Origin of the sequence: Cellulomonas sp. S1-8 (assembly GCF_026184235.1) — a bacterium.
In the GTDB taxonomy this organism is placed as follows: Bacteria; Actinomycetota; Actinomycetes; order Actinomycetales; family Cellulomonadaceae; genus Cellulomonas.
Genome location: NZ_CP110806.1, coordinates 1,144,336 through 1,156,066 on the forward strand (window position 1 = coordinate 1,144,336; position 11,731 = coordinate 1,156,066).

Sequence of the window (11,731 nt, forward strand, 5' to 3'; positions counted from 1 at the left end):
CTCGCGGGCGACCGCCCCGCGCGGTGGGGCCGGGACGCGCAGGCGGGGTGCGCCACCTAGGCTGGCGTGGCCCCGTCGTCGACACCGGAAGCACCCGTGACCGCTGACATCTGGGCCGACATCGGCCTCGTCCTGCTGTTCGTCCTGGTCGGCGGCGTGTTCGCCGGCACCGAGCTCGCGCTGGTCTCGCTGCGGGAGTCCCAGCTCGGGCAGATCGAGAAGCAGGGGGCCCGCGGTGCGCGGGTCGCCGCGGTCGCCCGCAACCCCAACCGGTTCCTCGCCGCCGTGCAGATCGGCGTCACCGTCGCGGGGTTCTTCTCGGCCGCGTTCGGCGCGTCGACGCTCGCCGCCTCCCTCGCGCCCGTCTTCGAGGGCTGGGGCCTGGCGCCGGGGACCGCCGACGGTGTCGCGCTCGTCGTGCTCACCCTGGTGATCGCCTACCTGTCGCTCGTGCTGGGCGAGCTGGTGCCCAAGCGGATCGCGATGCAGCAGGCCGCGCGCGTCTCCCTGTGGGTCGGGCCCCCGCTCGACCGGTTCGCGGCGCTGATGACACCGGTCGTCTGGCTGCTGTCGCACTCGACCAACGTCGTCGTGCGCCTGCTGGGCTTCGACCCGGCCGCGTCGAGCGACCAGATCAGCGACGAGGAGCTGCGGGACCTGGTCCGCACGCACCCGGACCTGCCGGAGGACGAGCGTCGGCTCATCGACGACGTGTTCGACGCGGGCGACCGGTCGCTCGTCGAGGTCATGCGACCCCGCGCCGACGTGACGTTCCTCGCCGCCGACGCCCCCATCGCGCAGGCCTCGCGGGTCGTCGGCTCGCTGCCGTACTCCCGCTACCCGGTGACGGGGGAGGACTTCGACGACATCGTGGGGTTCGTGCACGTCCGCGACCTGCTGGCGCCGGTGGCACGCGCGGTGCAGGAGGCGGACGAGGACCCGGACACCCGGGGCCGCGGCGGCATCGTGGAGGCGATCGTCGAGGTCGCGGCGACGACGGTCGGCGACGTGACCCGTCCGATCGTCTCCCTGCCCGGCACCAACGCCGTGCTGCCGACGCTGTCGACCATGCGGCGCACGGGCGCGCACATCGCGGTCGTCGTCGACGAGTACGGCGGCACCGACGGCATCGTCACGCTCGAGGACCTGCTCGAGGAGCTCGTCGGCGACATCGTCGACGAGTACGACCACGTCCCGGTGCGCGTCGCCGGGGACGAGGACGTCGACGCGGGACTCACGATCGAGGACTTCGCGGACCGCACGGGCGTGGTCCTGCCGGAAGGGCCGTACGAGACCGTCGCCGGGTACGTGCTCGCGCAGCTCGGACGCATCCCCGAGCCGGGCGAGGTCGTCGAGGTCGCGCCGTTCCGCGGGGACGACGATCCGGGCGACGGGCCCCGCACGCGGCTGCGGGTGCGCGAGGTCGACCGGCGACGCATCACGTGCGTGCGCGTCGAGCGCACCCCCGACGTCGCGCCGGGCTCCGCCCCCGACGTCGTTCCCGACGCGGGCGCCGCCCTCGCTCCCGAGGTGCGCCGGGAGCCCTGAGCCGCGACCTCACAGCGCCCGGCCGCCCGGTGTGCGCGGTATCACCGGGCGCGAGGGGGGCGTGGGAGCGGGTGCACGTCTACCGTAGGAGGCATGCCTCCGTCGTCCTCCGCCGCCGTCGACGCGGCCCGCCCGTCCGGCGAGCTCATGCCGGCACCGGCCGGCAAGCCCCGCAAGGTGCCCCGCGTCGTCGTCCTCGGCGGCGGCACGGTCGGTCTGTACTCGGCGCGGCGGCTGCGCCGCCGGCTCGGCAGGCGCGACGCCGCGATCGTCGTCGTCGACCCGCGCCCTTACATGACGTACGCGCCGTTCCTGCCCGAGGCGGCGGCCGGGTCGATCGACCCGCGCAACGTCGTCGCCCCGCACCGTCGCGCGCTCAAGGGCGTCGACGTGCTGCAGGGGCACGTCACGCAGATCGAGCACGCGCACCGCCGGGTGCAGATCACGCCGATCGAGGGCGACGCGTACTGGGTGACGTACGACCACCTCGTCGTCGGCCTCGGCTCCGTCGCGCGCACGCTGCCCATCCCCGGCCTGGCCGAGTACGGCATCGGCTTCAAGAACGTCGAGGAGGCCATCGCGCTGCGCAACCACGTGCTGGGCCGCATCGACGTCGCGGCGTCCACGTGGGACCCAGAGCTGCGCCGCAAGATGCTGACGTTCGTGTTCGTCGGCGGCGGGTTCGCCGGGGTCGAGGCGCTCGGCGAGGTCGAGGACATGGCCCGCTACGCCGTGCGGCACTACAAGCAGATCGAGCCCGAGGAGATGCGCTTCGTGCTCGTCGAGGGCAGCCCGCGGATCCTCCCCGAGGTCAGCGAGGAGCTGGGCGGCTACACCCTGGAGCAGCTGCGCAAGCGCGACATCGAGATCTTCCTGTCGACGTTCCTCAACTCGTGCGTCGACGGGCACATCGTGCTGTCCAGCGGGGTCGAGTTCGACGCCGAGACGGTCGTGTGGACCGCGGGCGTCAAGGCCAACCCGGTGCTGAAGGACTCCGACCTGCCGCTGGACAAGCTGGGCCGCGTCATCTGCAACGAGTACCTGCAGATCACCGGCGAGGACGGCACGGTCGTGGCCGACGCCTGGGCCGCGGGCGACTGCGCCGCCGTGCCCGACCTGTACAACCCGGGGGCGTTCTGCCCGCCGAACGCCCAGCACGCGCTGCGCGAGGGCAACCACATCGGCGACAACCTCGCGCTCGCGCTGCGCTCGGCGCCGCCCACGGTGTACAAGCACCGCAACGTCGGGGCGGTCGCGTCGCTCGGCATGTACAAGGGCGTGGCGCAGATGTTCGGGCGCATCAAGGTGCGCGGGTTCTTCGCGTGGGTGCTGCACCGGACGTACCACGTCTTCGCGATGCCGACGTTCAACCGCAAGCTGCGCATCGCCGCCGGCTGGACCGGCTCGCTGCTGCTGCGTCGCGAGGTCGTCGCACTCGGCTCGCTGCACGACCCGCGCGCGGAGTTCCGCGCCGCGTCCGTCCCGGCCAAGCCGAAGGTCGAGCAGACGTCGCAGGACACGGCACCCACGGACGGCGCGACCACCGACCCCGCGCTGCCGCCGTACAAGGCCGAGAAGGACTCCCCGGCCGCGAAGGACGAGGCGAACACGCCTTGACGTCACGGGCCGTCGGGGCTGGATCGCCCTCTCGCTGAGGTGGGGGCGGGTGCCCTCGCCACCTGGTGGTGAGGTCGGTCCAGCCCCCCGTCCTGGCAGGATGACGGGCGCGCCCCCGTAGCCCAACCGGCAGAGGCAACCGGCTTAAACCCGGTCCAGTCCGGGTTCGAACCCCGGCGGGGGCACCGGGCGTGACGTCAGGCGTCCGGGCGGTCGCGCTCCGTCGCCCGCTCACGGGCGCGGAGCTGCGCCTCCCACTCGCGCAGCATCTGCTCGTGGAGCTGGTCGGACCGGCGCTCCTCGGCACGGCGGCGCTCCTCGGCCAGGGCGTCGTCGCCGTAGCGGCGGGGACGCTCGTGCTCGGGGAAGCCGGCGGTCTCGGTGGCCCGCCACGGGACGTGGGTGCGCGGCGTCTGCGGGCGTCCGGCGACGAGCCACGCGACACCGCCGACCAGCGGCAGCACGACGATGAGGACGATCCACCAGCCCTTCGACAGGTTCCGCACGCGGTCGGGGTCGGACTGGATCGCGTCGATGAGGCAGAACACCAGCAGGGCGATCTCCGCGATCACCGGCAGGAAGCGCAGCACCCGACCCCCTTCGTCGTCACGGGCAGGTGAAAACTAGCGTTCCTGGGCGTCTGCTGTGACCGGTTCGGGGCGCCTCACCCGTTCGGACGTGCGGGAACGTCGCCCCCGACGGTGTCCTGCAGCCACCGGGTCATCGAGGCGGCGTCCGACGGGCCGGTGTCGAGGACCTCCCGGACCTGCACGGGCTGGCCCGTCGGGACACCGCCGCGGCCCGGCACGGCGGAGACGCGCGCCGCGATCTCGAGCGCGCGGTCCAGGGACGCCACGTCGACGACCTGGAAACCCGCCACCCACTCGGAGAACTCCGCGAACGGGCCCTCGGTGACGGTCGTGCCGGCGCGTCCGTCCGACCGCACGACGTGGGCGATGTCGGGCCCGTCGAGCACGACGAGGCCCGTGAGCTCGCCGTTCGCGCGCAGCTCGTCGTTGAGCGCGCCGTAGTGGTCGAGGTGCGCCTGCACGTCGGCCGGGTCCCACTCGTCCATCGTCGTGGGGTCGGCGCCGGGCTGGAAGTCGACGATGAGCAGGTACCTCGGCATGGCGTTCTCCGTCTCCTCGGGGTGCCGGGGTGGCGCCCACACCTCCATGACGCGCGGCGGGTCGGGTTCTCGACCTTCCCGCCGGTCCTTGCCCCGGTCGGGTCCGCCCGTCGGCCCCGGGTCAGTCCAGGCCCGCCGCCGCCTCGGCCTGCTCGATCTGCGCGTTCCAGGCGCGCTTGCCCGCGCGCCAGCCCTCGTCGTCGGCGCCCAGGCGCCAGTAGCCGGAGATCGACAGGTCGCCGCGCGCGACGCGGTGGTCGACCCGCAGGTGGGCGCGCAGCTCCTTGACGGCGCCCGCCTCGCCGTGGACGAACGCGCCGACGCGCCCCGCGGGCCACGGCCACGCGCGGACGGCGTCGGCGAGCGTGGATCCCGCCGGTGCGTCGCCGTGGTGCAGCCAGTGCACGTCGACACCGGGGGGTGCGACGAGGTCGAGCTCGTCGTCGGGGCCGTGGACCTCGACGAACGCGGCACCGACCGCACCGGGCTCGAGGCCTTCGAGGGTGGCCGCGACGGCGGGCAGCGCGCTCGCGTCGGCGACCAGCAGGTGCGTGTCGACGTCGGTCTGCGGCGACCAGGCGCCGCCGGGACCGTGCACGAGGACGCGGTCGCCCGGCACGGCCGCGAGCGCCCACGGCCCGGCCACGCCCTCGTCGCCGTGCACGACGAGGTCGACGGTGAGCTCGCGCGCCGCACCGTCCCAGGCGCGCACGGTGTAGGCACGCAGGCGGACGTCGACGCCGTCCGGCAGGGACGCCCGCAGGGCCGGGACGTCGACGCGGCCGTCCGCACCGAGCGGGCAGGCGTCGAGCGCACCGGCGGGCAGGAACCCGAGCTTGACGTAGGAGTCCGTGTGGGTCGGCGCGTCGAGGGGAGCCAGGCCGGGCCCGCCGAGGACGACCCGCGCGAGGTGCGGCGTGAGCCGAGCGGTCCGGACCACCTCGGCGAGGACCGGCGCGGGACGCCGGGACGGTGCGAGGGGCAGCGTGCTCGGCCCGGCGGTGGTCATGAGGCGACCCTAACCTCGGCGGACGCACCGCACCCGCGGGCCGATGCCGGGGTGTGATGCGGGCCACGTCCCCGGTGTGCAACGCCGCTCACCGGTCGGCCGTTGGGGAGGCGGGTGCCCCCGCCCCCGGCGGACGTACGCTCAGGCGTACGCCGCGCACCACCCGCTGACCGCCGCCCCGCGGCCACCCGGAGGAACCGTGTCACGCCTCGCCCGGCTCTCGCTCGCCAACCGCTCCGTCGTCGCCCTGCTCACGGTCGCGATCGCGGTGTTCGGGTGGTTCAGCCTCGGTTCGTTGAAGTCCGAGCTGATCCCCTCGCTGCAGATCCCCACCGCGTTCATCGTGGCCGTGGACCCCGGGTCGTCACCCGAGCTGGTGGAGCAGCAGGTCACGGAGCCGATCGAGCAGGCGCTCTCGGCCGTCGCGGACGTCGAGTCCGTCACGTCCACGTCGTCGACGTCGGTGTCCACGACCGTCGTCGAGCTGACGTACGGCGTCGACGTGGACGCGCGCGCGCAGGAGATCCAGAGCGCGCTCGACCGGATCGGCTCGTCCCTGCCGGACGGCGTCGACCCGAACGTGTTCACCGGCTCGATCGACGACTTCCCGGTCGTGCAGCTGGCCGTCGCGGGCACCCCCGACGACGTGCGCGACGGCGAGGACCCGCAGGCCGCGCTCGCCCGCGTCGTGCAGGACGTCGTCGCACCGCGGTTCGAGCAGATCGAGGGCGTGCGCGACGTCGCCGTCACGGGCGTCGCGGACCAGGCCGTCACCGTCACCCTCGACCTGCCGGCCCTCACCGCGGCCGGGCTCTCGCCGCTGGCCGTGCAGACCATCCTGCAGGACAACGGGGTCGTCCTGCCCACCGGCACGGTCGACGACGGGGACCTCACGCTGTCCGTGCAGGCGGGCTCGGAGATCACGTCCGTCGACGACCTGCGCGCGCTGCCGCTGCTCGGGTCGGGTCGGCCCACGACCCTGGGCGACATCGCGGACGTCGTCGTCGCCCCCGTGCCGGCGGCGGGCTTCTCGCGCCTCGACGGGGAGCCCGCGCTCGCGGTCTCGCTGACCAAGACCCCGGCGGGCAACACCGTCGACGTGTCGCACGGCGCGCAGGACGCCGTCGCGGAGCTGCGCGACCAGCTCGGTGACGACGTCGACGTCGCCGTCGTGTTCGACCAGGCACCGTTCATCGAGGAGTCCATCGAGGGGTTGGCGACCGAGGGGGGTCTCGGCCTGCTGTTCGCGGTCCTCGTGATCCTCGTGTTCCTCGGCTCGGTGCGCTCGACCCTGGTGTCGGCCATCTCGATCCCGCTGTCGCTGCTGGTGACGTTCATCGGCCTGCGCCTGGCGGGGTACTCGCTCAACATCCTCACGCTCGCCGCGATGACCATCGCGATCGGCCGCGTCGTCGACGACTCGATCGTCGTCATCGAGAACATCAAGCGGCATCTGTCGTACGGGGAGCCCAAGCGCGACGCGATCCTCACGGCGGTCCGCGAGGTGGCCTCCGCGATCACGGCGTCGACGATCGCGACGATCGCGGTGTTCCTGCCGATCGGGCTGGTCGGCGGCATGGTGGGCGAGCTGTTCCGCCCGTTCGCGTTCACGACGGCGATCGCGCTGGCGGCCTCGCTGCTGGTCTCCCTGACGATCGTGCCGGTGCTCGCGTACTGGTTCGTCAAGGCGGGCTCGACCGACCCGGCCGAGGCGGCGCGCGTGCGGACCGCGGCGGAGACCAAGGAGCGGCGCTCGTTGCTGCAGCGCGGCTACCTCGCGACCCTGCGCGGCTCCCTCGCGCACCCCGTCGTGTCCGTCGTGGCCGCGCTCGTCGTGTTCGCCGGGACCGTCGGGCTCGCGACGCGCCTGGAGACCAACTTCCTCGGCGACGCCGGGCAGGACACGCTCACCGTCACGCAGACCTTCCCGCCCGCGACGTCGCTGGAGGCGCAGGACGCGGCCGCCCGCGACGTCGAGGACGCGCTCCGGGACGTCGACGGCGTCGAGACCGTCCAGACGACCGTCGGGTCGTCGGGCGGCATCGAGGCCGCGTTCAGCGGGGGCGGCGCACCGAGCGCGACCTTCGCGCTGACGCTCGCGTCCGACGGGGACACCACCGCGGTCGCCGACGACGTGCGCGACACCGTCGCCGGGCTGGACGTCGCCGGCGAGGTGGCCGTCGCCGGCGCGGACGCCGCCTTCGGGTCGTCCACGGTGGACGTCGTCGTGCAGGCCGACGACGGCGCCGAGCTGGCGGCCCTGGCGGCGCAGGTACGCGACGTCGTCGCCGGCGTCGAGGGCACGACCGACGTGGTCAACGACCTCGCGGCCGACCAGCCGACCGTGCGGGTCACCGTCGACCGGGCCGCCGCCGCGGCCGCCGGTCTCAGCGAGACCGCCGTGGTGGGGACCGTCGCCGGGCTCATGAGCCCGCAGCCCGTGGGCACCGTCGACCTGGGCGCCGGGCCGGTGGACGTCACGATCGTCACGCTGCCCGCACCGTCGAGCGTCGCCGACCTCGAGCAGCTGGTGCTGCCGACGGCCACCGGCGTCATCCCGCTGACGGCCGTCGCGAGCGTCGAGCAGGTCGAGGTGCCGGTGTCGACGACCCGCATCGACGGGTCGCGTGCCGCGACGGTGTCGGCGACACCCGCGGACCAGGACCTCGGTGCCCTGACCCAGCGGCTGCGCACCGCGCTCGAGGACGTCGAGGTGCCCCCGGGCGCGAGCCTGGTCGTCGGCGGCGTCGCGGCGGACCAGGAGGACGCGTTCGCGGACCTCGGGCTCGCACTGCTCATCGCGATCGTCATCGTCTACGTCGTCATGGTCGCGACGTTCCGCTCGCTGCTGCAGCCGCTGATCCTGCTGGTGTCGGTGCCGTTCGCGGCCACCGGTGCGCTGCTCGGCCTGCTGCTGACCGGGACCCCGCTGGGCGTGCCCGCCCTCATCGGCGTGCTCATGCTCATCGGCGTCGTCGTGACCAACGCGATCGTGCTGGTCGACCTGGTCAACCAGTACCGCGAGCAGGGCCGGGACCTCGACGAGGCCGTCACCGAGGGGTCGCGCAAGCGTCTGCGGCCCATCCTCATGACGGCCGCGGCGACGATCTTCGCTCTCGTGCCGATGGCGCTGGGGATCACGGGCGGCGGGGTGTTCATCTCGCAGCCGCTCGCGATCGTCGTCATCGGCGGGCTGTTCACCTCGACGCTGCTGACCCTCGTGCTGGTGCCGGTGCTCTACACGCTGGTCGAGCGGGGTCGGCTGCGGGGGGCGGCGCGGCGTGCGTCGCGCCGGCGGACCCCGGCACCGGACGGTGCCACCGCGGCCTGACGACCGGCGGCGCACCACCCACGAACGACAGCGGCGCACCGTCGTCCCCCTCCGGGACGGCGGTGCGCCGCTGTCGTTGCGCGGACGTCTCAGACGTCGCGCGTGCGCAGCCGGACGGCGCCGGCCGCGAGCAGGACGACGACCCAGCCGACCAGCACCGCGTAGCCGCCCCACGGGGACAGCTCGACGGCCAGGGGCGACATCTGGTTCGTCATCTCGATCATCTCCTCGGGCGTCGCGACCCGTGCACCTGCCGACGACGGCAGGAACGGCCGGACCCACTCCAGCGGCTTCCAGGAGATGAAGCTCAGGACGCTCTCGACGACCAGCACGAAGCCGATCACCGTCGCGATCGTGGCCGCCGTGTTGCGCAGCAGGGTGCCGAGCGCGAACCCGAGCAGCGCCACCGTCGCGATGTACAGCGGCGTGCCCAGCACGATGCGGAGCATCTCGGGGTCCGACCAGTCGGGCTGCATCGCAGGCACGATCATCCCGGCCAGCAGCAGCGACAGCGCCGTCCCGACGGCAGCGGTGGCGAACGTCACGAACGCGACGACGAGGCCCTTCGCCCACAGGACGGGCAGGCGGGTCGGCACGGCTGCGAAGGTCGAGCGGACCTGCCCGGTGCCGTACTCGCCGGTCACCGCGAGCGCCGCGAGCACCACGAGCACGAGCGAACCGAAGATCTGGCCCGGCGCGAGCACCAGGTAGATGATCGACGCGCTGCCGTCCGCGCCCTCGAACTCCTCGGGAGCGAAGCTGGCCGACGCGGCCATCGCCCAGGCGAGCAGGACGAGGACGACGATCGTCAGGCCGATCGTCCAGAACGTCGAGCGCAGGCTCCACAGCTTGATCCACTCGGAGCGCAGGACGCCCCAGGGGCTGAGGCGCACGCCGGACGCGGGTGCGGCGGCCGCGGCCGGCGCGGTGCGGGGGGTGGTCGCGGTGCTCATCGGTGCGCCTCCGGGCTGGTCGGGCCGGCGGTCCCGGCGGTGGTGGGGGTGCCGTCGGCGGGCACACCCGAGTGGTACTCGACCGCGTCGGCGGTGAGGGACATGTACGCCTGCTCGAGCGAGCCGCTGACGGGCGTGAGCTCGTGCAGGACGAACCGGGACGCGGCGGCGAGCTCGCCGATCTCGGCGGCCGTCGGGCCGTGCACCTCGAGCAGGCCGGGCTCGATCGCGTCGATCGTGGCCTCGGGCCCGGACAGCGCGGCGGCGAGCTCGGTCGCGTGCGGGGACCGCACCCGGACCGTCGTGGTCGTGGCGCGCGAGATGACGTCGCCCACCGGGCCCTGCGCGACGATCTTGCCGCGGCCGATGACGAGCAGGTCGTCGGCCGTGACCGCGACCTCGCTCATGAGGTGCGAGGACAGGAAGACGGTGCGGCCCTCGGACGCCCAGTGCTTGGCGAGCCCGCGCACCCAGGCCACGCCCTCGGGGTCGAGCCCGTTGACCGGCTCGTCGAGGATGAGGGTGTGCGGGTCGCCCAGCAGGGCCGCCGCGATGCCGAGGCGCTGCCCCATGCCCAGGGAGAAGCCCTTGACCCGCTTGTTCGCGACGGCGCCGAGGCCGGCGAGCTCGATCACCTGGTCGACGCGCTTGTCGCCGATGCGGTGCGTCGCCGCCATCGCCCGCAGGTGCTGACGTGCCGTGCGCCCGGGGTGCACGGCCTTCGCCTCGAGCAGCGCCCCGACCTCCGTCAGCGGGGAGCGCAGCTTGGCGTACGGCCGGCCCTGCACCGTCACGGTGCCGGCGGTCGGGTGGTCGAGGCCGACGATCATGCGCATGGTCGTCGACTTGCCGGCCCCGTTGGGGCCGAGGAAGCCGGTCACGCGGCCGGGTCGCACCGTGAAGTCGATGCCGTCGACGGCGGTCTTGCTGCCGTACCGCTTGGTCAGTCCGTGCGCCTCGATCATCGGGTCCCCTGGGGTCGCGTCGTTCGCGTGGTTGTGCTCACGGGAGACGACGGTATTCCTGCCGGGGCCGGTCGCGGCACCCTCCCGCGACGGAGGGGGGCGCCCGTGGTCTCATCCGCGAGGACGAGGCGCACCAGGGGTGCACTCGGGGTCGTGGGGAGCGGGAACGTCCGGGGCACCCGCTACGTTGATCACGACGTCGACAGCAATTCCCGGCCGGTCCGACCAGGAGAACGCATGAGCAACCCCGTCTTCAACAACAGTCCCGTCTTCGGGGACCCCCGCCAGCAGCGGCGCGGCGGCCGGCAGACGGCCGTCCAGGGGCCCGCGTGGGGCACCCCCGGCGCCCAGGCCGCGGACTCCGCGGTCCTCGAGCAGATGTACGACGCGCCCCCCGCGACCACGCGGGACACGGGCCGCCTGACGTACGACGACGTGATCATCAAGACCGGCGGGCTGCTCGCGCTGCTCGTCGTGGTCGCGGCCGCCACCTGGGTGATCGCGCCCGGGCTGTGGATCGTCGGCGCGATCGTCGGCCTGGTCCTCGGCCTGGTCAACGCGTTCAAGAAGGAGCCGAGCCCGGTCCTCATCACGCTGTACGCGGTGGCGCAGGGCGTGTTCGTCGGTGGCATCAGCGCGTTCTACGAGTCGGCCTTCAACGGCATCGTGGGGCAGGCCGTCCTGGCGACCCTCTCGGTGTTCGCGGTCGCGCTGGTGCTCTTCCGCTCCGGCAAGGTCCGCGTCACGCCGAAGTTCCGTCGTGCCGTGCTCATCGGCATGGTCGGGTACCTCGTGTACTCGCTGGTCAACCTGGGCCTCATGCTGTTCGGTGTCGGCGGCGGCGAGTACGGCCCGCTCCGTTCCGGGCCGCTCGGCATCGGCATCGGCCTCCTCGCCGTCGGCCTGGCCGCCGCGTGCCTGATCATGGACTTCGACTCCATCAAGCGCGGTGTCGACCAGGGCGTGCCCGCGAAGTTCGCGTGGGCCGCGGCCTTCGGCCTCATCGTCACGCTGGTGTGGCTCTACCTCGAGCTGCTCCGCCTGCTGGCGATCCTGCGCGGCGAGTAGCCGCCACAGCAGTCCACGACACAGCAGTCCACGACGCCCCGTCGGCCTCCCGGTCGACGGGGCGTCGCGCTGCCCGGACCCGCCCCCACCGCCCACCGGAACACCACTCAC

The 11,731-nt window shown here is 73.7% G+C and carries 9 protein-coding genes and 1 tRNA gene; 5 read left to right on the plus strand and 5 right to left on the minus strand.

Features of this window, described 5'->3' with window-relative positions; translation table 11 throughout:
• Nucleotides 1–96 precede the first annotated feature (96 nt).
• The 3 genes from OKX07_RS05165 to OKX07_RS05175 all read left to right on the plus strand — a co-directional run bounded on the left by OKX07_RS05165 (nucleotide 97) and on the right by OKX07_RS05175 (nucleotide 3,350).
• Complete coding sequence (locus OKX07_RS05165) at nucleotides 97–1,548, plus strand: hemolysin family protein (RefSeq protein WP_265630784.1); 1,452 nt, start codon at nucleotides 97–99, stop codon at nucleotides 1,546–1,548.
• 147 nt (nucleotides 1,549–1,695) lie between these two features.
• On the plus strand, nucleotides 1,696–3,165 hold the full coding sequence (locus tag OKX07_RS05170) for an NAD(P)/FAD-dependent oxidoreductase (RefSeq protein WP_265631811.1): 1,470 nt from the start codon (nucleotides 1,696–1,698) through the stop codon (nucleotides 3,163–3,165).
• 111 nt (nucleotides 3,166–3,276) lie between these two features.
• Nucleotides 3,277–3,350 (plus strand) — tRNA-Leu (locus OKX07_RS05175).
• A gap of 12 nt (nucleotides 3,351–3,362) precedes the next feature.
• Here the strand turns inward: OKX07_RS05175 and OKX07_RS05180 are convergent.
• The 3 genes from OKX07_RS05180 to OKX07_RS05190 form a co-directional block, all read right to left on the minus strand.
• Nucleotides 3,363–3,755: a PLD nuclease N-terminal domain-containing protein gene (locus OKX07_RS05180; RefSeq protein ID WP_265630785.1), complete on the minus strand. Its 393-nt coding sequence runs from the start codon at nucleotides 3,753–3,755 to the stop codon at nucleotides 3,363–3,365.
• Between the two features lie 74 nt (nucleotides 3,756–3,829).
• Nucleotides 3,830–4,294: a YciI family protein gene (locus OKX07_RS05185; RefSeq protein WP_265630786.1), complete on the minus strand. Its 465-nt coding sequence runs from the start codon at nucleotides 4,292–4,294 to the stop codon at nucleotides 3,830–3,832.
• 121 nt (nucleotides 4,295–4,415) lie between these two features.
• Nucleotides 4,416–5,303 carry a siderophore-interacting protein gene (locus OKX07_RS05190; protein WP_265630787.1) on the minus strand — a complete coding sequence of 296 codons (888 nt, stop codon included), beginning with the start codon at nucleotides 5,301–5,303 and terminating at the stop codon, nucleotides 4,416–4,418.
• 199 nt (nucleotides 5,304–5,502) lie between these two features.
• Between OKX07_RS05190 and OKX07_RS05195 the strand changes: the two genes are divergently transcribed.
• Complete coding sequence (locus OKX07_RS05195) at nucleotides 5,503–8,634, plus strand: efflux RND transporter permease subunit (RefSeq protein ID WP_265630788.1); 3,132 nt, start codon at nucleotides 5,503–5,505, stop codon at nucleotides 8,632–8,634.
• 89 nt (nucleotides 8,635–8,723) lie between these two features.
• On the opposite strand, the gene OKX07_RS05200 is transcribed toward OKX07_RS05195, so the two are convergent.
• Both OKX07_RS05200 and OKX07_RS05205 read right to left on the minus strand, forming a co-directional pair.
• A complete protein-coding gene (locus tag OKX07_RS05200) occupies nucleotides 8,724–9,587 on the minus strand; it encodes an ABC transporter permease subunit (RefSeq protein WP_265630789.1) in 864 nt (287 codons plus the stop codon).
• Nucleotides 9,584–10,552, minus strand: coding sequence for an ABC transporter ATP-binding protein (locus tag OKX07_RS05205; protein WP_265630790.1), 969 nt, complete (start codon nucleotides 10,550–10,552; stop codon nucleotides 9,584–9,586). Before OKX07_RS05205 ends, OKX07_RS05200 begins: the two co-directional genes overlap by 4 nt.
• A 237-nt stretch (nucleotides 10,553–10,789) precedes the next feature.
• Between OKX07_RS05205 and OKX07_RS05210 the strand changes: the two genes are divergently transcribed.
• Complete coding sequence (locus OKX07_RS05210) at nucleotides 10,790–11,620, plus strand: Bax inhibitor-1/YccA family protein (RefSeq protein ID WP_265630791.1); 831 nt, start codon at nucleotides 10,790–10,792, stop codon at nucleotides 11,618–11,620.
• Nucleotides 11,621–11,731: the final 111 nt, after the last annotated feature.